This window comes from Inquilinus sp. Marseille-Q2685 (assembly GCF_916619195.1).
In the GTDB taxonomy this organism is placed as follows: domain Bacteria; phylum Pseudomonadota; class Alphaproteobacteria; order DSM-16000; family Inquilinaceae; genus Inquilinus.
This window is the reverse complement of sequence record NZ_CAKAKL010000004.1, coordinates 26065-48869: the sequence shown is the minus strand read 5'-3', so window position 1 is coordinate 48869 and position 22805 is coordinate 26065. Positions and strand designations below refer to the sequence as shown.

The window sequence follows — 22805 nt, the reverse complement described above, 5'->3', positions numbered from 1 at the left end:
TGGATGGCCCCTGGATTGCCGGGTCAAGCCCGGCAATGACAGGAAACGATAGGAACGGAACCGTTCGTCCTCTTCGCCCGCCAGCATCAATACAGCCCCGTCAGCTTCTCAGGCCGCGCGGCGTGGCGGCCCTGCAGGAAGTAGCGGTCGGCGACCGCCTCCGACAGCTGCATCAGCTTCTGCTCGAAACCGAGGATCTGGCCGTTGTCCAGGGATTCGGCCTGGGCCGCCGACAGGGTGCTGGCGATGATGGCTGCCAGCCGCAGCGGCGCCTCCGGCATGCCGTCCTCGCGCAGCGACGGCAGGGCGCGCAGATGCTCCAGCAGCCGTTCCGCCTGGAAGGCCACGGCCCGCGGATTGTACGGGTCCAGCACCACCATGTCGCGCACCGGCGCCGGGGCCGGCCCGATGACGTAGCGCGACCGGTAGCTGATCTGGGAATCCACCAGATCCAGCAACGCGTCGAGGTCGTCGATGGTGGTGTCGGTCTCGGCCAGGCATCGGGCGAAGCGGCAGGTGTTGATGCCGCGCTCGATCCGCCGACCCATGTCGAGGAAGCGCCAGCCGGCGACCTGGTTCATGTTCTCCTGCGCCAGGCCGGACAGGGCGGCGATCACATGCAGCGCACGGTCGGCGCGGTGGAAGGTCTCGCCCTCCGACAGCGGTGCCTCGCCGGGTTCGCCCAGCCGCTCCTCCAGCTCGGCCAGGAGCGGCCAGGAATCGGCGGACAGCCGCTCGCGGATGCCGGAGGAGGCGCGGCGGGCGGAGCGCACCAGCGAGATCGCGGCGCCGTAATTCTCGGCCTGGTTCAGGGCCGAGGCGGCGACGGCGGTGGCGCTGTCACCCGGCTGCGGCCGCGGCACGGCGCCCCAGGCGACCAGCAGCCTCTGCAGACGGTCCAGGGTACGGCCGCCGCCCTGGGCGGCGGGGTCGGCCTCGATCAGACTGGAGCACAGCCGCCGCACCAGCCGCAGCGTCGCCTCGGCGCGTTCGAGGTAGCGGCCGAACCAGAACAGGTTGTCGGCGGCATGGCTCGGCAGGTTGCCGGCGATCCGGCGTATGGGCACACGGTCCTGCCGCGGCAGCAGCGAGGTCGGCTCGACCGGGCGGTCGGCCAGGATCCAGACATCGGCCGTCTGCACGCCCTGGCCCATCGACACGGCGCGTGCATCCGGTTGGTCGGAGATGCGGCAGAAGCCGCCCGGCATCACCTTCCAGCCCTCCGGCGTCGCGGCGGCGAAGACGCGCAGCACGAAGGGCCGCGGCACCAGCTTGCCGTCCTGCCAGGCCGGGGTGGTCGACAGCCGCGCCACCTCCTGCCCGACATAATCGACCGGGCGGGTCCGGATCGCCGCCTCCAGCCGCGCCCGCTGCGGCGTCTCGGCGCCGAGCACCGAGGGCTGCCCGGGGAAGCCGGGGACGGTGGCGCGGAATGCGGCCGCGATCGCCAGATCGGGCAGCGCGGCCAGCACCGTCTCGCGCTCCTGCGGCTGGCCGCACCACCAGGTGGCGACGTTCGGCAGCTTCAGGTCCTCGCCCCGCAGGCGGCGGCACAAGGCCGGCAGGAAGCTCAGCAGCACCCGGGCCTCGGCCAGCCCGGCGCCGGGCATGTTGGCCACCACCACCTGGCCGCCGCGGATCGCCTCCAGGAGGCCCGGCACGCCCAGCCGCGAGGATGTGTTCAGCTCCAGCGGGTCGCAGAAATCGGCGTCCACCCGGCGCCACAGCACGTCGGCCCGCTTCAGCCCGGCGATGGTGCGGACATGGATCCGGCCGTCATGCAGCACCAGGTCGTCGCCCTCGACCAGCATCAGGCCGAGATAGCGGGCCAGATGCGCCTGCTCGAAATAGGTCTCGCTGTAGCGGCCGGAGCTGAGCAGGCAGATGCGGGGATCGGACCGGTCGGCCACCGCCGCCAGCCCGGCGCGCAGCGCGCCGAAGAACGGGGCCAGCCGCTCGACATTCATCTCATGGTACAGCGCCGGCAGGGCGCGGGACAGGATCAGCCGGTTCTCCAGCGCATAGCCGGCGCCGGACGGCGCCTGGGTGCGGTCGCTCAGCACCCACCAGCGCCCGTCCGGGCCGCGGCCGAGATCGGCGGCGTAGAGGTGCAGGAACCGGCCGCCGGGCGGTGTCACGTCGTGCAGCGGGCGCAGGAAGTCCGGGCTGCCGGCGACCGCCGCGGCGGGCAGCGCCCCGTCCGCCACCAGCCTTCCGTCGCCGTAGAGGTCGCGCAGCACGGTCTCCAGCAGCTCGGCCCGCTGGATGACGCCGGCCTCGATCTCGCGCCACTCCGCCGCCGAGACCAGGAGCGGCACGCGGCTCAGCGGCCAGGATCGCTCGCCGCTCTCGCCATGCACGCGATAGGACACGCCGGTGTCGCGGATGTGCCGGTCGGCCGCGGCGAAGCGGCGTTCGGCCTCCGCCGGCGCCAGCCTGGACATGACGTCGAGGAAGTCCCGCCAATAGGCGCGCGGTTTGCCGTCCGGGCCGACCAGCTCGTCCGGCACGCCGGGCAGGGGCGTGTAGCCGGCGATCCAGTCCTGCAGGCGCCGGGCGGCGGTCCGGGCCGTCATCGCATCCTCCCCGGCGCGCAGCGAAGCTTCACCGGCCAATCGGCGTCCTGAGATCAAGGGTCAACGGAAACTCGCTCGTTCGCTCTTCGGGCGGCAGGCCCGTCGGCCCCGGAGTATGCCCGTGATCCTGGAACCGCGCGAGGCGTCGCGATTCCGCTTCGTACGAATTGATCGGGAAGGTGTCGTAGTTGCGCCCTCCGGGATGGGCGGCGTGATAGACGCAGCCGCCCAGCGACCGGCCGTTCCAGGCATCGATCACGTCGAAGGTCAGCGGGGTGTGGACCGGGATCGTCGGGTGCAGGCCGCTGGCCGGCTGCCAGGCCTTGAAGCGGACGCCCGCCACCGCCTCGCCCGAGGTGCCGGTCCCGGTCAGCGGCAGGCGGCGGCCGTTGCAGGCGATGATATGGCGGCCGGGGACCAGCCCCTCGGCCCGCACCTGCAGCCGTTCGACAGAGCTGTCGACATAGCGCACGGTGCCGCCGATCGTACCCTCCTCGCCCAGCACGTGCCAGGGCTCCAGTGCCTGGCGCAGCTCCAGCGCCACGCCGCCATGCTCGACCCGGCCCAGCAGCGGGAAGCGGAACTGGCGCTGGGCCTCGAACCAGGCGGGATCCATGGCGTACCCCGCCCGGCCCAGATCGGCCAGCACGTCGAGCATGTCCTGCCAGACGAAGTGCGGCAGCATGAAGCGGTCGTGCAGCGCGGTGCCCCAGCGCACCAGCCCGCCCTGCTGCGGCTCGCGCCAGAACCAGGCGATCAGGGCCCGCAGCAGCAGCTGCTGCGCCAGGCTCATCCGGGCGTCGGGCGGCATCTCGAAGGAGCGGAACTCGACCAGGCCCAGGCGGCCGGTCGGCCCGTCCGGCGAGTACAGCTTGTCGATGCAGATCTCGGCGCGGTGGGTGTTGCCCGTGACGTCGACCAGCAGGTTGCGGAACAGCCGGTCGACCAGCCACAGGGGCAGGGGGCCGGCACCGGGTTGCGGCACCTGGGCCAACGCGATCTCCAGCTCGTACAGGGAATCGTGCCGCGCCTCGTCCAGCCGCGGCGCCTGGCTGGTCGGGCCGATGAACAGGCCGGAGAACAGGTAGGACAGGGCCGGGTGACGCTGCCAGTACAGCACCAGGCTCTTCAGCAGGTCCGGGCGCCGCAGGAAGGGCGAATCCGCGGGCGTCGGGCCGCCGAGGACGACGTGGTTGCCGCCGCCGGTGCCGATATGGCGGCCGTCGGTCATGAACCGGTCGGCGCCGAGGCGGACCTGCCGCGCCTCCTCGTACAGGCCGGTGGTGATCGCCACCGCGTCGCGCCAGGACCCGGCGGGGTGGACGTTGACCTCGATCACGCCCGGGTCGGGCGTCACCTTGATCACCTGCAGCCGCGGGTCGTGCGGCGGCGGATAGCCCTCGATATGGACCGGCAGGCCCGCCGCCTCGGCTGCGGCCTCGACCTCGGCCAGCAGCTCGAGATAGTCCTCGAGCCGCTCGACCGGCGGCATGAACACGCACAGCACCCCGTCCCGCGGCTCGACGCTCAGCGCGGTGCGGACCACGCCTTCGACCGCCGTCTCGTGCTGGGGGACGGTGTTCGGCGGCGGCGCATCGCTGTCCGCGGCCGCCGGGATGCGGCGCTGGTGGAAATCGGGCAGCGGCGCGCGCTCCTCGAACGGGTCCTGCGGCACGATGAAGGGGTAGACCGATTGCGGCACCCAGGGCAGGGAGTTCAGCGGCAGGCGGAACCCGACAGGGGAATCGCCCGGCACCAGGAACAGCCGGCCGCGGCGCAGGGCCCAGCGCTCGCTGATCCAGCGCCCGCCGTCGCGCGCGTTCCAGCGCTGCACCGGCAGGACATAGCCGGAGGGGGCGGCGAGGCCGCGCTCGAAGGTGCGGACCATGCGGGCGCGCTCCTCCGGATCCGCGATCTTCGGGTCCAGCGCGTCGACATTGGCCGGCAGCTCGCCTTCCTTCAGCAGCCAATGCGCCGGGTCCTCATAGGCCGGCACGACATAGCCGGCGAGGCCGAGCCGCGCGGCGACGCCCTCGGCCAGCCGCTCCGCCTCGGCGGCGCCGGCGGCCTCGGCGCGCGCGGCTTCGGTCGCGATCAGGCCCGGGTCGCGCCAGACCGGCTTGCCGTCGCGCCGCCAATAGAGGGCGAAGGCCCAGCGCGGCAGGCTCTCGCCCGGATACCATTTGCCCTGGCCGTAATGCAGCATGCCGCCCGGGGCGAAGCGGGTCCGCAGCCGCCGGATCAGCGCGTCGGCGAAGCCGCGCTTGGCCGGGCCGACCGCGGCGGTGTTCCACTCCGCCGACTGGAAGTCGTCGGTCGAGACGAAGGTCGGCTCGCCGCCCATGGTCAGACGGACATCCTGCGCCGCGAGGTCGGCATCGACCTGCTCGCCCAGCCGGTCCAGCGCCTGCCAGGCCTCGTCCGAGAACGGCTTGGTGATGCGGATCGGCTCGATGATGCGCGAGACATCCATGGCGAAGTCGAACTCGACCTCCGCCGGCTCGACCATGCCGCTGATCGGCGCGGCGGAGCGGTAGTGCGGCGTCGCCGCCAGCGGGATGTGGCCCTCGCCGCACAGGAGGCCGGAGGTCGGGTCGAGGCCGATCCAGCCCGCGCCGGGGATGTAGACCTCGGCCCAGGCGTGCAGGTCGGTGAAGTCCTTGTCGGTGCCTTTCGGCCCGTCCAGCGGGTCGATGTCGGCCTTCAGCTGGATCAGGTAGCCGGAGACGAAACGCGCGGCCAGGCCGAGCCGGCGCAGGATCTGCACCAGCAGCCAGCCCGAATCGCGGCAGGAGCCGGAGGCGAGCGCCAGCGTCTCCTCCGGCTCCTGCACGCCGGGCTCCATCCGGACCAGGTAGCGGATGTCGCGCTGCAGCCGGGCGTTGAGGTCCACCAGGAAGTCGACGGTGCGTGCCTCTTCCTGAGGCAGCCCCGCCACGAAAGCGGCAAGGCGCGGGCCCGCCGGCTCCGCCTCCAGATACGGCGCCAGCTCGGCCCGCAGCGCCGCTGGATAGGCGAAGGGGACGGTCTCGGCATAGGGCTCGATGAAGAAGTCGAACGGGTTGATGACGGTCATCTCGGCCGTCAGGTCGACTTCGATCGCGAACTCCGTCGCCTTCTCCGGAAACACCAGCCGCGCCAGCCAGTTGCCGTGCGGATCCTGCTGCCAGTTCACGAAATGCTTGGCCGGCGTGACCTTCAGCGCATAGCTCGGGATCCGGGTGCGGGAATGCGGCGCCGGCCGCAGCCGGACGACCTGCGGCCCGAGCGCCACCGGGCGGTCGTAGCGGTAGCGGGTGACGTGGTGAAGGGCGGCAACGATGGACACGGGCGCTCCTGCCTCGGCTGGACCACGGGACGTCCCGCTGTCGGAGAGTGAGACGGCGCGGTCCACCTAGCAAGAAGTGTGCAAGCGTCGCCGCTGCCCGAGGCTTGACCCGGCCTGCCCGATCGCGTCCCTTTCGCCCGGCTGATCGGCATGAGAGGGGAGATGCGGATGGAGGGGGCATACACGGTCGGCTTCCTGCTGATCCCGAACTTCCCGCTGATGCCCTATGCCGCGGCGATCGAGCCGCTGCGCGCTGCCAACCTGCTGGGCGGGCGGGACCGCTACCGCTGGCTGCATTTCAGCCCGGACGGCCGGCCGGTGCGCGCCTCCAACGGCATCGCCATCGCGCCTGACCGGCCGCCGGAGGCGATGGGCGAGGCGGACCTGCTGGTGGTCTGTGCCGGCACCGGGGTCGAGGGATTCGACCATCCGCCGACCTTGGCCCGGCTGCGCGACCTGGCGCGGCACGGCACTGCGCTGGGCGCCGTCTCCGGCGGCCCTTATCTGCTGGCCCGGGCCGGGGTTCTGGACGGGCACCGCTTCACCCTGCACTGGGACCATCACGCCGCGTTCGCCGAGAGCTTCCCGGATCTGGAGCCCAGCGGCCATCTGTTCGAGATCGACCGCGGCCGGCTCACCTGCTCCGGCGGCATCGCGGCGCTCGACCTGATGCATGCCCTGATCGGCCAGCGCGACGGCGCGGCGCTGGCGGCGCAGGTCGCCGACTGGTTCATGCACACCCAGCTGCGGCATGGCGACGACCCGCAGCGCCTCGATCCGCGCCGGCGCTTCGGCGTCAGCCATCCCGGCCTGCTGGCCGCGCTGGCGACGATGGAGCAGCGGATCGAGGAGCCGCTGTCGCGCCAGGAGCTGGCCGAGGTCGCCGGCCTGTCGCTGCGCCAGCTGGAACGGCTGTTCCGCGCCCGGCTCGGCCGCAGCCTGGCCGAGCACTATCTCGATCTGCGGCTGCGCGCGGCCCGGCGGCATCTGCGCCAGACCACGCTGTCGGTGACCGAGGTGGCGCTGGCCTGCGGCTTCGTCAGCGCCAGCCATTTCTCGCGCAGCTACCGCACCCGTTTCGGCCATCCCCCGGCGCGGGAGCGCGAGGGCTGAACGGCTTGTCCCGAGAGGACATGCGGATGACGTTCTGAGGCAAATCGCGACCTCTGTCTCTCCGATACTGCAGGCGATGCAGGGGCGGAGGCGGCGTGCGCTATTCGATCTTCTCGGTGCTGGGCCAGGCCCTCAGGGGCCAGACGGGCTGGACGCCGGCCTGGCGCGACGCGACGCCGAAGCCGGACTATGACGTGGTCATCGTCGGGGGCGGCGGGCACGGCCTGGCCACCGCGCATTATCTGGCCAAGGAGCACGGCATCACCCGCGTCGCGGTGCTGGAGAAGGGATGGATCGGCGGCGGCAATGTCGGCCGCAACACCACCATCATCCGCTCCAACTACCTGCTGCCCGGCAACATCCCCTTCTACGAATGGTCGATGAAGCTGTGGGAGGGGCTGGAGCAGGACCTGAACTACAACGCCATGGTCAGCCAGCGCGGCGTGCTGAACCTCTATCACTCCGACGCCCAGCGCGACGCCTATGCCCGGCGCGGCAACGCCATGCGGCTGCACGGCGTCGATGCCGAGCTGCTGGACCGCGAGCAGGTGCGGGCGCTGGCGCCGCTGCTCGATTTCGACAACGCCCGCTTCCCGATCCAGGGCGGCCTGCTGCAGCGCCGCGGCGGCACGGTGCGGCACGACGCCGTGGCCTGGGGCTATGCCCGCGCCGCCGACAGCCGGGGCGTCGACATCGTGCAGAACTGCGAGGTCACCGGCATCGCGATCGAGGACGGCGCCGTGGTCGGGGTCGAGACCACGCGCGGCCCCATCCGCGCCGGCAAGGTCGGCCTGGCCTGCGCCGGCAACTCCTCCCGCGTCGCGGCGCTGGCGGGGCTGACGCTGCCGATCGAGAGCCATGTGCTGCAGGCCTTCGTGTCGGAGGGGCTGAAGCCGCTGATCGACGGCGTCATCACCTTCGGCGCCGGCCATTTCTACGTCAGCCAGTCCGACAAGGGCGGGCTGGTCTTCGGCGGCGACATCGACGGCTACAACTCCTACGCCCAGCGCGGCAACCTGCCGGTGGTCGAGGATGTGGTCGAGGGCGGCCTCGCGATCCTGCCGGCGCTCGGCCGGCTGCGCCTGCTGCGGCAATGGGGCGGGCTGATGGACATGTCGATGGACGGCAGCCCGATCATCGACCGCACGCCGGTCCGCGGCCTCTACCTCAACGCCGGCTGGTGCTATGGCGGGTTCAAGGCGACGCCGGCCTCGGGCTGGTGCTTCGCCCACACCATCGCCCATGACGCGCCGCATGCGCTGAACGCGGCCTATCGCCTGGACCGCTTCGCCACCGGCCACCTGATCGACGAAAAGGGCGTCGGCGCCCAGCCGAACCTGCACTGAGGACGCGACCATGCGGATCCCCTGTCCCCATTGCGGCGAGCGCGCGGCGGAGGAGTTCAGCTATCTCGGCGACGCCACCGTCCGGCGTCCGGCGCCGGATGCCGGCATCGACGCCTTCGTCGACTACGCCTATCGCCGCGACAACCCGGCCGGGGCGCTGCAGGAATACTGGTATCACGGCGGCGGCTGCCGCTCCTGGCTGGTGGTGACGCGCGATACCCGCGACCACCGCATCCTCGGCGCCGTCGACGCCCGCGGCCGGGGAGGGCAGGGATGAGCCAGCCCTTCCGCCTTCCGACCGGCGGGCTGATCGACCGCTCGGCGACGCTGCGCTTCCGCTTCGACGGCCGCGAGCTCACGGGCCATCCCGGCGACACCCTGGCCTCGGCCCTCCTGGCCAACGGCGTCGGATTGACCGGACGGTCGTTCAAGTATCACCGGCCGCGCGGCATCCTCTCGGCCGGGGCGGAGGAGCCGAACGCGCTGGTCGAGCTGCGCCGCGGCGCCCGGCGGGAACCGAACAGCCGCGCCACCATGGTCGAGCTGTTCGACGGGCTGGAGGCGCAAAGCCAGAACCGCTGGCCTTCCCTTGGCTTCGACCTGATGGCGGTGAACGGGTGGCTGTCCCCCATCTTCGCCGCCGGCTTCTACTACAAGACCTTCATGTGGCCGGCCCGGTTCTGGGAGCGGGTCTACGAGCCGCTGATCCGCCGCGCCGCAGGCCTCGGCCGGGCCGCGACAGCGCCGGACCCGGATCATTACGAGAAGGCGACGATCCACTGCGACGTGCTGGTAATCGGCGGCGGCCCGGCCGGGCTGGCGGCGGCGCTGGCCGCCGGCCGCTCCGGGGCGCGGGTGATCCTGTGCGACGAAGGCGCCCGGCTCGGCGGCAGCCTGCTGTCCGAACGCCGCACGGTGGATGACCAGCCGGCACCAGATTGGGCGGAAGCGGCGGAGGCGAAGCTGGAGAGCCTGCCGGAGGTCCGGATCCTGCGCCGCACCACCGTGTTCGGCGTGTTCGACCACGGCACTTATGGCGCGATCGAACGGGTCGGCGACCATCTTCCGGTGCCCGAGCCGCACGCGCCGCGCCAGCGGCTGTGGCGCATCGTGGCGAAGCGCTGCGTGCTGGCGGCCGGCAGCCTGGAGCGGCCGCTGGTGTTCGGCGACAACGATCGGCCGGGCGTGATGCTGGCCGGCGCCGTCCGGACCTATCTCAACCGCTATGCCGTGGCGCCGGGGCGGCGCGCCATGGTGTTCACCAACAACGATGCGGCCGGCGCCGTGGCCGCCGACCTCGCCGCCGCCGGGGTGGCGGTGGAAGCGATCGTCGACGCCCGGCCGGGATCGACGCTGCGGCAGGCCGGCACGCGGCTCCTGGCCGGCGCCGTGGTGACCCGCGCCATCGGCGGCGCGCGCGGGCTGCACGCGGTCGAGATCCGCGACGCGTCGGACCGGACGGCGACGCTGCCCTGCGACCTGCTGGCCATGTCCGGGGGCTTCAGCCCGAACGTCCACCTGACCTCGCATCTCGGCGGCCGCCCCGCCTGGAACGCAACGCTGGCCGCCTTCGTGCCGGGCGACCTGCCGGTGGGCATGACCGTGGCCGGCAGTGCCGCCGGAGAGTTCGACCTGGCCGGCTGCCTCGCCGGCGGCGGTCGGGCCGGGGCCGAGGCCGCACGGGAGTGCGGCTTCGACGGCGGGCATTTCGAGCCGCCGGAGACGGCGCCGGAGCCCACCGGCGTCAGCCCGCTCTGGCGGGTGAAGGGAGGCGGCGGCAAGCGCTTCGTCGATTTCCAGAACGACGTCACCGACAAGGACATCGAGCTGGCCGAACGCGAAGGCTTCCGCGCGGTCGAGCATCTGAAGCGCTACACCACCCTCGGCATGGCGACCGACCAGGGCAAGACCTCGAACGTCAACGCCATCGGCATCATGGCCGAGATCACGGCACGCGACGTCGAGGCGGTCGGCACCACCCGCTTCCGCCCGCCCTATACGCCGGTGACGCTGGGCGCCTTCGCCGGCCATGCTCGCGGCCGCGACTTCCGCCCGACCCGCCTGACCCCGTCGCATGACTGGGCGGTGGAGCAGGGGGCGGTGTTCGTCGAAGCGGGGGCCTGGCTGCGCGCCCAGTACTTCCCGCGCCCCGGCGAAAAAGACTGGCTGGAGACGGTCAGCCGCGAGGTAAGGCAGGTCCGCTCCGCGGTCGGGATCTGCGACGTCTCGACCCTCGGCAAGATCGACCTGCAGGGCGCCGACGCGGCGGAGTTCCTGAACCGGCTGTACATCAACACCTGGGACACGCTGCCGGTCGGCCGCGCGCGCTACGGGCTGATGCTGCGCGAGGACGGCGTCGTCATGGATGACGGCACCACCTCGCGGCTGGGCGAGGACCGGTTCCTGGTCACCACCACCACGGCCAACGCCGCCAAGGTGATGCAGCACATGGAGTTCTGCCACCAGTGCCTGTGGCCGGAGCTCGACGTGCAGTTCACCTCGGTCAGCGACCAGTGGGCGCAGTTCTCCGTGGCCGGGCCGAAGGCGCGCGCGCTGATGGCCCGGATCGTCGACGCCCCCTTCGACATCGGCAACGAGGCCTTCCCCTATCTCGCCGCGGCGGAGCTGACGGTCTGCGGCGGCGCGGCCGCGCGGCTGTTCCGCATCTCCTTCTCCGGCGAGCTCGCCTATGAGGTCGCGGTGCCGGCCCGCTATGGCGACGCGCTGGTGCGCCGGCTGATGCAGGCTGGATCCGACCTCGGCGTCGTCCCCTACGGCACCGAGGCGCTGGGCGTGATGCGGATCGAAAAGGGCCATGCCGCCGGCAACGAGCTGAACGGTCAGACCACCGCCGCCGATCTCGGCCTCGGCCGCATGATGTCGACGAAGAAGGATTATATCGGCCGGGTCCTGGCCGGGCGGCCGGGGCTGGCCGACCCGGCGCGGCCGGCCCTGGTCGGCCTCAGGCCGGTCGACCGGTCGCGCCGCCTCCGGGCCGGGGCGCATTTCATCCCGCAGGGCGCCGCCGCCACCGCGGCCAACGACCAGGGCCACATGACCTCGGTCGCATTCTCGCCGGGGCTGGGCCACTGGATCGGCCTCGGCCTGCTCTCCGGCGGCCCGGCGCGGATCGGCGAGACCATCCGCGCCTGCGACCCGGTGCGCGGCGAGGAGGTGGCGGTCGAGGTGGTGTCGCCCGTGTTCCACGACCCGGAAGGGAAGCGTCTCCGTGCCTGACCTCGCCCCCCGATCCGCCTTCGCCGGCCTCCTGACGCCGGGTCGGCATGGCCGCGCCGAGGGCGATCCCGGCGTCACCGTCCGGCCGCGCGACGATCTCTCCTTGGCGAGAGTGATCGCCCGCAAGGGCCGGGCCGGCGATCTCGCCTCCACGATCCGCTCCCGGTATGGCCTGGATCTGCCGACCGCGCCGAAGCGGGTGGCGCAGGGCGGGCTCGCTTTTATCTGGTCCGGCCCCGGCCAATGGCTGACCGCCGCCGAGGACGGCCGCGACCTCGCCCGCGAGCTTTCGGAAGCCATCGGCAGCTTCGCGGCCGTGAGCGACCAGAGCAACGGCCTCGCCGTATTGCACGTCTCCGGCCCGCGTGTCCGCGACACGCTGATCAAGGGGGTCGGCCTCGACCTGCATCCCCGCGCCTTCGCCCCGAGCGACGCGGCGGTGACCGTGATCGCCCATATCGGTGCCCAGCTCTGGCAGCTCGACGACCGGCCGACATACGAGATCGCGGTCTACCGCAGCTTCGCCGGCAGCCTCTGGCGCTGGCTCGACGCCTCCGCGGCGGAGTTCGGCTGCGCGGTCGGGGCCGGCTAAGGTCTGCCCGCCGCTCTGGACGCGGCGCGGCCTGCTTGCGATGCTGTAACGCCATGGCGGGCCGCGGTCCCGCGCAGAGAGAGCGAGCATGGCGAAGACAGCGACGCGGACCAGGGCGGACGGGAAGCCCGCCGCCGTTTCCGAGGCGACAGTGCCGGCCGAGGAGGCGCCGCTGACCACCGGCTCGAACGCGCCGGCGACGCAGCCGCTGTCGCTCGAAGCCGCGATCGGGCGCAAGATCCGCACGCTGCGCCAGCGGCTGCAGATCACCGCCGCCGAGCTCGCCGCCGAGGCCGGGCTGTCGCCGGGCATGCTGTCGAAGATCGAGAACGGAGGCATCTCGCCCTCGCTGTCGACGCTGCAGGCGCTGGCGCGGGCGCTGAACGCCCCGCTGACCAGCTTCTTCGCCGATTTCGAGGAGCGGCGGGACTGCTCCTATGTCCGCGCCGGGCAGGGGGCGGCGATCGAACGCCGCGGCACCAAGGCCGGGCATCGCTACGAGCTGCTGGGCCATTCGCTGTCGGGCGACATCGTCTGCGAGCCCTATCTGATCACCCTGTCGGAGACGGCCGAGCCCTATTCGATGTTCCAGCACGAGGGCATCGAGTTCATCTACATGCTCACCGGCCGGCTGACCTACCGGCACGCCGACAAGGTCTATCCGATGGGGCCGGGCGACGCCCTGTTCTTCGACGCCGCCGCGCCGCACGGGCCGGAGGAGCTGATCGAGCGGCCGATGACCTATCTCTCGATCATCATCTATCCGCGGGAGTGAGTTTCCTGACAGGAAAATTGATTTCTTCTTGGTTGACGGCCAGGAGGCCGGGGCCGTAGCATCCGTTCATCGGACATGACGGATGAAGGGCGCGGCCCATGTGCGGCATCGTCGGACTGTTCCTGAAGGACCGGACGCTGGAGCCCGCTTTGGGCGAGCTGACCGCCGGCATGCTCGCCACGATGTGCGACCGCGGCCCGGACAGCGCCGGCTTCGCCGTCTACGGCGACGCGGCGCCGGGGCGGATCAAGCTGACCCTGCGCGGGCCGGCCGGCACCGATTTCGCGGCGCTCGGCCGACGGCTCGCCGACGCCGTCCCGGGCGGTGCCGCGGTCGAGATCCGCGACACCCATGCCGTCGTCGGCGTCGAGGCGGGACAGGCGGAGACCGCGGTCGCCTGGCTGGGCCGCGAGACGCCGGAGATCGACCTGGTCGGCCGCGGCCGGCGCATGGAGCTGTACAAGGAGGTCGGCTGGCCGGAGACGGTGGCGGAGCGCTTCGGCCTTTCCGCGATGCGCGGCAGCCACGCCATCGGCCACACCCGCATGGCCACGGAATCGGCGGTGACCACCGACGGCGCCCATCCCTATTCGACCGGCGCCGACCAGTGCCTGGTGCACAACGGCTCACTGTCCAACCACAACGGCGTCCGCCGCAACCTGCGGCGCGAGGGCATCGGCTTCGAGACCGAGAACGACACCGAGGTCGCCGCCGGCTACCTGACCTGGCGGATGCGCACCGGCATGTCGCTGGGCGACGCGCTGCAGGCCAGCCTCAAGGACCTCGACGGCTTCTACACCTTCGTGGTCGGCACCGAGACCGGCTTCGGCGTGCTGCGCGACGGCATCGCCTGCAAGCCGGCGATCATGGCCGAGACCGACCGCTACGTCGCCTTCGGCTCGGAATACCGGGCGTTGGCCGACCTGCCCGGCATCGGCGCCGCGAGGCTGTGGGAGCCGGAACCCGCCACCGTCTATTTCTGGGAGCGCTGATGCCCGTCGTCGATCTCCGGGCCACGCCGCTGCGCGAGCTGAACGCCGCCCTGCACCGGCTGCCGCCCGACACCAACGAGACCCATTGGACGGTGACCAACCCGGACGGCCGGCACGCCGTCGCCGTCGGCCTGGATGCGCCGGTGACGGTCGAGGTGCAGGGGCCGGTCGGCTATTACTGCGCCGGCATGAACAAGCAGGCGACGGTGGTGGTGCACGGCAATGCCGGCACCGGCGTGGCCGAGAACATCATGTCCGGACTGGTGCATGTGCGCGGCGACGCCAGCCAGTCGGCCGGCGCCACCGGCCGCGGCGGCCTGCTGCGCATCGACGGCAACGCCTCGGCCCGCTGCGGCATCTCGATGAAGGGCGTCGACATCGTGGTCGGCGGATCGGTCGGCCACATGAGCGCGTTCATGGCCCAGGCCGGCACGCTGGTGGTGTTCGGCGACGCCGGCGAGGCTCTCGGGGATTCGATCTACGAGGCCAGGCTCTATGTCCGCGGCAGCGTGAAGAGCCTGGGCGCCGACTGCGTCGAGAAGCCGGTCGAGGACCGCCACCGGCAGCAGCTGCACGACCTGCTGCGCCGGGCCGGCTTCGACGGCGAGGTCGACCCGTCCGAGTTCCGGCGCTACGGCTCGGCCCGGCAGCTCTACCATTTCCACACCGACAATGCGGGGGCCTATTGATGGATCAGCACCGGCCCCGCACCGTGCCGCGGCCGTCGGCGACCTTCGACGACTACACCCTGTCGGAGATCCGCCGCGCCGCCGCGACCGGGATCTACGACATCCGCGGCTTCGGCGCGAAGCGGCGGCTGCCGCATTTCGACGACCTGCTGTTCCTCGGCGCCTCGATCAGCCGCTACCCGCTCGAAGGCTACCGCGAGAAATGCGGCACCGATGTCTGGCTCGGCACCCGCCATGCGCGGAAGCCGATCCATCTGAAGATCCCGGTGACCATCGCCGGGATGAGCTTCGGCGCCCTGTCCGGCCCGGCCAAGGAGGCGCTGGGGCGCGGCGCCTCCGCCATGGGCACCTCCACCACCACCGGCGACGGCGGCATGACGCAGGAGGAGCGGGGCCATTCCGAGACCCTGGTGTACCAGCTGCTGCCGTCGCGCTACGGCATGAACCCGGACGATCTGCGGGCGGCGGACGCGGTCGAGATCGTGATCGGCCAGGGCGCCAAGCCAGGCGGCGGCGGCATGCTCCTGGGCCAGAAGATCTCCGAGCGCGTCGCCGGCATGCGCACCCTGCCGGCCGGGATCGACCAGCGCTCCGCCTGCCGGCACCCGGACTGGACCGGGCCGGACGACCTGGAGATCAAGATCGAGGAGATCCGCGAGATCACCGACTGGCAGAAGCCGATCTACGTCAAGGTTGGCGCCTCGCGCCCCTATTATGACACGACGCTGGCGGTGAAGGCCGGGGCCGACGTCGTGGTGCTGGACGGCATGCAGGGCGGGACCGCGGCGACGCAGGAGGTGTTCATCGAGAATGTCGGACTGCCGATCCTGGCGGCGATCCGGCCGGCGGTGAAGGCGCTGCAGGATCTCGGCCTGCACCGCAAGGTGCAGCTGATCGTCTCCGGCGGCATCCGCAACGGCGCCGACGTCGCCAAGGCCCTGGCGCTGGGCGCCGACGCGGTCGCCATCGGCACCGCCGCCCTGATCGCGCTGGGCGACAACGACCCGGCCTTCGCCGCGGACTATGCGGCGCTGGGCACGGTGCCCGGCTGCTATGACGACTGGCAGGACGGGCGCGACCCGGCCGGCATCACCACCCAGGACCCGGAGCTGGCGAAGCGCTTCGACCCGGTGCTGGGCGGGCGGCGCCTGGCCAACTACCTGTCGGTGCTGACGCTCGAGGCCCAGACCATCGCCCGGGCCTGCGGCAAGTCGCATCTGCACAATCTGGAGCCCGAGGACCTGGTCGCGCTGACGGTCGAGGCGGCGGCGATGGCGCAGGTGCCGCTGGCGGGCACCAGCTGGATCCCCGGCAGCGGCTGAGGCCCGGCACGGCGGCGCGGGACAGGGAGGAACGATATCGATTCCCCGCAAGACCGGCCCGGCCGGCCGGGGGGCACCAACTGGGAGCAGCAGCATGTCGGACCTGGTTCTGGAGGCGCGTCAGGGTGACGGGACGGAGGGCGGCGGGGCGCGGCCCCGGCGCGGTCGGCGCAAGGCGGAGGAGGCGGGGCCAGCGGTCGACCTGCTGGCCGAGGCGCGGCAGCGCGGCATCCGCTACTTCCTGATCTCCTATGTCGACCTGTTCGGCGTCATGCGCGCCAAGCTGGTGCCGGCCGAGGCGATCACGGCGATGGCCAGGAACGGCGCCGGCTTCGCTGGTTTCGCCAGCTGGCTCGACCTCACCCCGGCCGATCCGGACGTCTTCGCCGTCCCCGATCCGAAGAGCCTGATCCAGATGCCCTGGAAGAAGGAGGTCGGCTGGCTGGCGGCGGACCTCTTCCTGCACGGCAAGCCGCTGGAGCAGGCGCCGCGCCGGGTGCTGCAGCGCGTGGTCGCCGCCGCGGCCGGGCAGGGCTACGCGATGAAGACCGGCGTCGAATGCGAATTCTTCCTGCTGGCGCCGGACGGCGCGGCGGTCGGCGACGGCGCCGACACCGCAGCCAAGCCCTGCTACGACCAGCTCGCTTTGATGCGGCGCTACGAGGTCATCACCGAGATCTGCGACGGCATGCTGGAGCTGGGCTGGCTGCCCTACCAGAACGACCATGAGGACGGGAACGGCCAGTTCGAGATGAACTGGAGCTATGACGACGTCCTGGTCACGGCCGACCGGCACGCCTTCTTCAAATACATGGTCCGGACCATCGCCGAGAAGCACGGGCTGCGCGCCACCTTCATGCCGAAGCCGTTCCTGAACCTGACCGGCAGCGGCTGCCACGCCCATGTCTCGCTGTGGAAGGATGGCCGCAACCTGTTCGAGGATGCGACGGACGGGCTCGGCATCTCCAGGATCGCCTACCAGTTCATCGGCGGCGTGATCCATTCGGCCGAGGCGCTGTGCGCCATCACCAACCCGACCGTGAACTCCTACAAGCGGATCAACGCCCCGGTCACTGTCTCCGGCGCCACCTGGTCGCCGAACACCGTCACCTATGCCGGCAACAACCGCACCCATCTGATCCGGGTGCCGGAGGGCGGGCGGTTCGAGTTCCGCCTCGCCGACGGCGCCGCCAATCCCTATCTGATGCCGGCCGCGTTGCTGGCCGCCGGGCTCGACGGCATCGCGGCGGGGCGCGACCCGGGCAAGCCGCTCGACATCGACATGTACCGGGACGGCCACAAGGCGCCGAAGACCGCCAAGCGCCTGCCGCTGAACCTGCTCGATGCCCTGCGCGGGCTGGACCGGTCGAAGGTGCTGCGCGCCGGCCTGGGCGACGCGCTGGTCGACTCCTACGTCAAGCTGCGGACCAGGGAGTGGAACGAGTACAGCCGCCACCTGACGGACTGGGAGCGAACCAACACGCTGGATTGCTGAGCCGCGTCACGCGGCCGGGGCCCGACGCCGTCGTTCCTCCCAGCGCAGCCGGGCCCAGCGATAGGCGTCGAGCACCGCCAGCGACTGCACGAACAGGCCGCCGGCGATGCGGCCGACGGGCGAGGCGGCTGGCGGCGCCAGATGGAGGCTGATCCACCCGAACACCAGCACGAAGAAGGCGAAGGTCAGCGCCCGCTGCGGCATCCGCAGCAGCAGATGGCCGACGCCCGGCAGCGTCGCGGCGACGGCGAGCACCAGCCAGGGATGCGGCAGCGCCTCGCCGGGGGCCGGGCTGCGGTACTCGCCCGGCCGCCTCATGCCCGCAGCGCCCGCTGTTCAGGCACCTCGGGCCGCAGTGCCTCGTCCAGCGCGTGCAGCCGGCCCAGCCAGCCCTCGAGCCTGCCGGGGTCGAGATGGTCGGCGGCGAAGCGGGCTTGGCGGAACAGCAGATAGCCGCCGCGGTCGCCCTCATCCGCCTGCCACACCAGGCGGAGGAAGCCCGGGGTGACCAGCACCTCCTTGAGGCGCGGGTCGCGCAACAGCGCGCCGATCGCCTCCAGCGCCGGGCCGCCCGGCAGCGCGTCCGGATCGTCGCATTTCACCACGGCGCCCTCGGGCCAGCCCGGCGGCGGATCGATCCGATGCGGCAGCCCGGCGGAGGGCGAATAGAATTCGACGCCGACCGGCCGCATCAGCACGTCGAACATGCCGCGGGCGCCGGTCGGCCCATTCAGCCGCATCGCCAGCCACAGCGACGGCAGCTTGCGCGGCATCAGCGCCTCGACGAAGGGCAGCAGCGTCACCACCCGGCCGCGATGGCGCCCGCGCAGCGTCGGATAGGCCGTGGCGCCGCGGGTGATGACGCCGCGTTCGAACAGCGGTCGGCAATCGTCGAGGAAGCGGTCGCGCCGCCGGCGCGCCGCTTCCTGATCGCGCCGCCAGACCTGGCCGAGCGCCAGCAGGCCGAGCAGGGCGACGGCGAGCGGGGCGAGCTCCATCGGGTGTCAGTAACCCTTCGGCCGCGGCCAGGGCATGGTGAACTGGTCGCCGCGGCGGACGAATTTGTAACGGTGGAAGGCGAACCAAGCCGAGGCGACGATGTAGAACACCAGCATCGCCGCCAGCTGCGTGCCGTAGCCGAGGAAGATCGCGACATAGGTCATGGCGCACAGCGCCAGCAGCAGCAGGGCCGGCAGCGGGTGGAACGGGTGGACGTAGCCGCGGCTGATGCTGCCCAGCGGCCATTTCTTCCGGAACAGGATCATGTTGACCGGCATGAAGGTGTAGCCGAGCAGCCCGGACAGGATCGAGAAGGTGACGACCTGGTCGAGCGGCACGACATAGGCGAAGGCGACCGCGATCGGCACCAGGAACAGGATCGAGCGGTAAGGCGTGCGGTAACGCGGATGGACCGCGCCGAACCAGGAGGGCAGGTAGCGGTCGCGGCCCATCGAGAACCAGGCGCGCGAGGCGTCGTTGATGCAGCCATTGGCCGAGGCGACGGCGGCGAACAGGGTGCCAACGAACAGCATCACCTCGAGCCAGGCGTTGCCGGTCACCATCGCCGCGTCGTAGAGCGGCGTGATCGCCCGGCCGAGATACTCCCAGGGCAGGAGGCCGGTGCAGACATACCAGGTCAGGGTCGCGGCGATCAGCAGCGTGATCATGCCGCTCATCGTGCCGTAGGGCAGGGACCGGGCCGGGGACCGCACCTCCTCCGCCGCCTGGCAGGTGCCCTCGATGCCGAGATAGAACCAGATGCCGAAATGCATCGCCGCCAGCACGCCGAGCCAGCCATAGGGCAGGTCGGTCAGCAGCGCCTGGTGCTGCAGCATGCCGCCGGACTGCCATGGCGCGGAAGCGAAGAAGAACACCAGGATCGACAGGAAGGCCACGGCGGTGATGACGAAGTTCACCGTCAGGGTCATGAACACGCCGCGATAGTTCAGCCAGGCCAGGATCGCGACGGTCAGCAGCACGAAGGGCTCTCGCTGCAGGACATGGCCGGTCTGGGCCGCGACGCTGGCCAAGAGGTCGCCGACCACCAGCGCGTCGCCGGCCTCCAGCATGGTGTAGGCCATCACCAGATAGAGGCCGACATTGAACGCCATCAGCGGGCCGATGATGTGCTTGGCCTGGGCGTATTGCCCGCCCGCCGCCGCGACGGTCGAGGTGACCTCGGAATCGATCATGGCGACGCAAGTGTAGAGTATGCCGATCACCCAGCAGGCGATCAGCGCTCCGACCGCACCGCCCTTGCCGACGGCGAAGTTCCAGCCCATGAACTCGCCGACCAGCACGATGCCGACGCCGAGCGCCCAGACATGGCCGGGGCCGAGCACGCGCAGCAGGCTGATCTTGCGGGTGTCGGCGGCGGTCTCCGGCAGGCTGGTCATCGGCATCCCCCTCGGCTGCGGCCGGTCATTCGATCTCGCCTTCCCGGGACGAGGTCAGAAGCTCTTCGTCGTAGCTGCGGTCGACCCGCAGCATGTCGGCCAGCATCCACAGCAGGATCGCGGCCGACACCGCCCAGGCGGCGTATTCCGCCAGAACCCAAAGGCTCATCGCCGCGCCTCCCCTTCGTCCTCGCCGAAGCGCTCGGCGATCACGTCGCGGTACTCGCGGCCGGAATAGCGGATGACGAAGACGAAATAGGCGACCACCAGGAAGGCGGTCAGTCCGAAGGCCGCCGGGTCGATCGAATAGTCGAAGCGGGTCAGGATCGCCGGCGCCGCCGTCTCCGGCGTCATGCCGAGCTTCTCCCAGGCCTGCTGCATCGCCGGCGTCTGGCCCAGGCTCTGCCAGGTCGGGTCCGCCATCTCCCGGGTCAGGGTGCCGGCGCCGGTCAGGCGCAGGAAGGCGGGGGCCCACAGCGCGCCGAACACCAGCGCCAGGATGACGACGACGTCGATGACCTGGCCGGCCCGGCTCTGCTCAGGCGGTCGGTACGGTCGGCGGGACATGGGCTTCGCTCCCGGAAAAGCGGTCCGGATCGCGTCCGCGGGCCGCGTCGAGATGACGGAGATCGAGGCCGTAGATGGCCTCCTTGTCCTCGGCATAGTGCTTGACCAGCGCGCGGATCGAGGCGGTGTTGAGGATCAGCACCGCGCCGCCGGCCATGGCCAGCACCAGCCGGACCGGGCCGTCGACCAGGGGCCACATGGCGATGAAGGTGAACAGCATGGTGGCCCAGAGCAGGACCACGAACCCGGTGGCGCCGCGCCGATCGGCGCGGAACATGGCGTCGATCCGAGGATCTGGATTCGGCATGGGACCTCCCTGTGGCGGACCTCCCCGATCCGGCGGTTCTGTTTCCGCTCATTTATTGTCAGGAAAAATTATTCCCTGTCATGAAATGAGGCGCCGGTGCGGGAGCTTTGTCAAGAGGGGCGGATGCGGCCGGCCTGCCGCCGCGGCATTCCTGTGCCCGACGGGCGGCCGCCTCCGCCGCCGCCGATCCGCAACCCTAGCGGTCCTGTGGTTCCCGGATCATGGGATAGTAGACGGGCGAATTCCCCACCTGGACCTCGTCCACGACCTTCCACCCCAGGGTCCCGTACAGACGCGCCGATCCGACCGTCGTCGCCTCCAGGTAAGAGACATTCCCGGCCCGGTCGGGGAGCTGGAGCATGTGGCGGAACAGTGCGGTCCCGAGCCCCTGTCTCTGGAAATACGGGTCGACCGCGATGACGGAGACGTAGAAATACGGCTCCTTCGGATGATGCTGGTAGAACCGGTCAAACAATCGGCGAACATCGTCTCGATGTGCCGGCAGCGTCGTCTTCACGAGAAAGTCGACCAGTTCGTCGTGGTCGCCATGTTCATCCGGCGTCTGCCACAGGATCGTGCCCTTGACGCCATCGGGGATATAGGCGCCGCTGCCGTACCGGTAAGGCTCCCCACAATAGGCCTTAACGAAACCCTTGAAATGCTCCAGATAGCGCTCGGGCTCGGGATAGATGAATCGAAGGAGAGGGCATGTCGCGAAGCCGATCGTGAGCGCGGCATTGCATTGATCTTCGACGGACGTGGAGACGTTCCTGATGGTGGTTGTCTCGGCAAGCGTATCCATATTGCAGCTCCTTCGGTGAACATCGGTGGCGAAAGCCTGACGCCGCGTCTGCCGATCGACGGTGCGAGGCGGCCGGATAGCAAGTTCTTTGCCATGTGCGTCCGGCAGGCGTGTCGACTTTTGCACGGACGGCTCGACGGCCATTCGAGTGTCTACTTCGTTGAATATAATTGAAATTCGCGATTCGTCTTTCTTTGTCTATTTATGTTCTTGAGAGATCGGGAGTAAAACTCAAAGTTCTCTCAATTAGTGCAATCAATTTTATTTTAATGTTGTGATAGAAGAAGTAAAAATTCAGAACCTTTCGTGGCGCATGCGTTGATTATGTATCATGACAATCGGCGCGGCTGAGGCGGATACACACCAAAGATTGATTTTCCAGCCGGCCAGGCTTGTGCCTGAACCCCAGGCTTCCGCGGATCAGTCGCTGTTGCACCTCGCGGTCGGAGGAGCGGTGGCCACGAGAAGATGATATTGCAGGAGGTTATGGAGGAAATTTTCATCTTAGAATTCATATTGATAAAAATCTCCATCCCGGCCAGGATAGAGGCATGATCGACGCCGCCTTCGTCTCCGCCGTCCTCGGCCGCCTGCGCGGCCGGCTGATCGTGTCCTGTCAGCCGGTGGTGGGCGGGCCGCTCGACCGCACCGAATTCGTGGTAGCGCTGGCCCGGGCCGTGGTCGGCGCCGGCGCCGCCGGCCTGCGGATCGAGGGGGTGGAGCGTGTCGCCGCGGTCTGCCGCATCGCGGGCGTGCCGGTGATCGGCATCGTCAAGACCGACCTGGCCGGCAGCCTGGTGCGGATCACGCCGCACCTCGCCGATGTCGACGCGCTGGCCGAAGCGGGGGCCGAGATCATCGCCTTTGACGCCACCGACCGCGTCCGGCCGGTCGCGGTGGCCGATCTGGTGGCGCGCATCCACGGCCATGGCCGCATCGCCATGGCCGATGTCTCGACCCGGGCCGAAGGCCGGGCGGCCGCGGCGGCCGGGGCCGACATCGTCGCCTCGACCCTCGCCGGCTATGTCGTGGGGCCGGAGCCGACCGAGCCGGACCTGGCCCTGGTCGCCGATCTCGCCGCCGATGGCTTCACCGTGATTGCCGAGGGCAATGTGCGGACGCCGGAGCATGCCGCCTCGGCCCTGGCCGCGGGGGCGCATGCGGTGGTCGCCGGCTCGGCCATCACCCGGCCGGAACATGTGACGCGCTGGTTCCTCGAGGCCCTCGGCGCGGGCTGAGGGCATCCTTCAATCAAGACAAACAGGGGG

At 70.8% G+C, this 22805-nt stretch carries 20 protein-coding genes; 11 read left to right on the top strand and 9 right to left on the bottom strand.

Translation table 11 applies throughout. The features are described from left to right. Positions 1–86 precede the first annotated feature (86 nt). Complete coding sequence (locus LG391_RS20290) at positions 87–2576, bottom strand: circularly permuted type 2 ATP-grasp protein (protein WP_225769865.1); 2490 nt, start codon at positions 2574–2576, stop codon at positions 87–89. Positions 2577–2604: 28 nt separating this feature from the next. Continuing rightward, the gene (locus LG391_RS20285) at positions 2605–5904 is read right to left on the bottom strand and encodes a DUF2126 domain-containing protein (RefSeq protein ID WP_225769864.1); all 3300 of its coding nucleotides are present in this window, start codon (positions 5902–5904) and stop codon (positions 2605–2607) included. A gap of 168 nt (positions 5905–6072) precedes the next feature. Here LG391_RS20285 and LG391_RS20280 point away from each other — a divergent pair, with 168 nt between their 5' ends. The 10 genes from LG391_RS20280 to glnT all read left to right on the top strand — a co-directional run bounded on the left by LG391_RS20280 (position 6073) and on the right by glnT (position 17465). Next, positions 6073–7017: a GlxA family transcriptional regulator gene (locus LG391_RS20280; protein ID WP_225769863.1), complete on the top strand. Its 945-nt coding sequence runs from the start codon at positions 6073–6075 to the stop codon at positions 7015–7017. A 95-nt stretch (positions 7018–7112) separates the two neighbouring features. Further along, a complete protein-coding gene (locus LG391_RS20275) occupies positions 7113–8363 on the top strand; it encodes a sarcosine oxidase subunit beta family protein (RefSeq protein WP_225769862.1) in 1251 nt (416 codons plus the stop codon). Positions 8364–8373: 10 nt separating this feature from the next. After that, on the top strand, positions 8374–8640 hold the full coding sequence (locus LG391_RS20270) for a sarcosine oxidase subunit delta (RefSeq protein WP_225769861.1): 267 nt from the start codon (positions 8374–8376) through the stop codon (positions 8638–8640). Continuing rightward, positions 8637–11600 carry a sarcosine oxidase subunit alpha family protein gene (locus LG391_RS20265; RefSeq protein ID WP_225769860.1) on the top strand — a complete coding sequence of 988 codons (2964 nt, stop codon included), beginning with the start codon at positions 8637–8639 and terminating at the stop codon, positions 11598–11600. The genes LG391_RS20270 and LG391_RS20265 overlap by 4 nt, the downstream gene beginning before the upstream one ends. Further along, positions 11593–12192 (top strand): sarcosine oxidase subunit gamma, encoded by a 600-nt coding sequence (locus tag LG391_RS20260; RefSeq protein WP_225769859.1) that lies wholly within the window; start codon positions 11593–11595, stop codon positions 12190–12192. Before LG391_RS20265 ends, LG391_RS20260 begins: the two co-directional genes overlap by 8 nt. 88 nt (positions 12193–12280) lie before the next feature. Beyond that, a complete protein-coding gene (locus LG391_RS20255) occupies positions 12281–12967 on the top strand; it encodes an XRE family transcriptional regulator (protein ID WP_225769858.1) in 687 nt (228 codons plus the stop codon). Positions 12968–13065: 98 nt separating this feature from the next. After that, complete coding sequence (locus LG391_RS20250; protein WP_225769857.1) at positions 13066–13959, top strand: glutamine amidotransferase family protein; 894 nt, start codon at positions 13066–13068, stop codon at positions 13957–13959. Then, entirely contained in the window at positions 13959–14648 is a 690-nt protein-coding gene (locus tag LG391_RS20245) for a protein glxC (RefSeq protein WP_225769856.1), read from the top strand. The genes LG391_RS20250 and LG391_RS20245 overlap by 1 nt, the downstream gene beginning before the upstream one ends. Further along, the gene (locus tag LG391_RS20240; protein ID WP_225769855.1) at positions 14648–15970 is read left to right on the top strand and encodes an FMN-binding glutamate synthase family protein; all 1323 of its coding nucleotides are present in this window, start codon (positions 14648–14650) and stop codon (positions 15968–15970) included. The genes LG391_RS20245 and LG391_RS20240 overlap by 1 nt, the downstream gene beginning before the upstream one ends. 94 nt (positions 15971–16064) lie before the next feature. Continuing rightward, positions 16065–17465: a type III glutamate--ammonia ligase gene (glnT, locus tag LG391_RS20235; RefSeq protein ID WP_225769854.1), complete on the top strand. Its 1401-nt coding sequence runs from the start codon at positions 16065–16067 to the stop codon at positions 17463–17465. A gap of 6 nt (positions 17466–17471) precedes the next feature. On the opposite strand, the gene LG391_RS20230 is transcribed toward glnT, so the two are convergent. The 7 genes from LG391_RS20230 to LG391_RS20200 form a co-directional block, all read right to left on the bottom strand. Next, positions 17472–17783 (bottom strand): hypothetical protein, encoded by a 312-nt coding sequence (locus tag LG391_RS20230; RefSeq protein WP_225769853.1) that lies wholly within the window; start codon positions 17781–17783, stop codon positions 17472–17474. Further along, the gene (locus LG391_RS20225) at positions 17780–18463 is read right to left on the bottom strand and encodes a hypothetical protein (RefSeq protein ID WP_225769852.1); all 684 of its coding nucleotides are present in this window, start codon (positions 18461–18463) and stop codon (positions 17780–17782) included. Before LG391_RS20225 ends, LG391_RS20230 begins: the two co-directional genes overlap by 4 nt. A 6-nt stretch (positions 18464–18469) precedes the next feature. Continuing rightward, positions 18470–19861, bottom strand: a complete 1392-nt coding sequence (locus LG391_RS20220) for an APC family permease (RefSeq protein ID WP_225769851.1) — start codon at positions 19859–19861, stop codon at positions 18470–18472. Between the two features lie 25 nt (positions 19862–19886). After that, complete coding sequence (locus LG391_RS20215; RefSeq protein ID WP_225769850.1) at positions 19887–20030, bottom strand: hypothetical protein; 144 nt, start codon at positions 20028–20030, stop codon at positions 19887–19889. Further along, positions 20027–20428: a hypothetical protein gene (locus LG391_RS20210; RefSeq protein ID WP_225769849.1), complete on the bottom strand. Its 402-nt coding sequence runs from the start codon at positions 20426–20428 to the stop codon at positions 20027–20029. The genes LG391_RS20215 and LG391_RS20210 overlap by 4 nt, the downstream gene beginning before the upstream one ends. Continuing rightward, a complete protein-coding gene (locus LG391_RS20205) occupies positions 20400–20735 on the bottom strand; it encodes a hypothetical protein (RefSeq protein ID WP_225769848.1) in 336 nt (111 codons plus the stop codon). The genes LG391_RS20210 and LG391_RS20205 overlap by 29 nt, the downstream gene beginning before the upstream one ends. Positions 20736–20931: 196 nt before the next feature. After that, entirely contained in the window at positions 20932–21681 is a 750-nt protein-coding gene (locus LG391_RS20200; RefSeq protein ID WP_225769847.1) for a GNAT family N-acetyltransferase, read from the bottom strand. A gap of 407 nt (positions 21682–22088) precedes the next feature. Between LG391_RS20200 and LG391_RS20195 the strand changes: the two genes are divergently transcribed. Further along, a complete protein-coding gene (locus LG391_RS20195; RefSeq protein ID WP_225769846.1) occupies positions 22089–22775 on the top strand; it encodes an N-acetylmannosamine-6-phosphate 2-epimerase in 687 nt (228 codons plus the stop codon). The last annotated feature ends 30 nt before the right edge of the window (positions 22776–22805 follow it).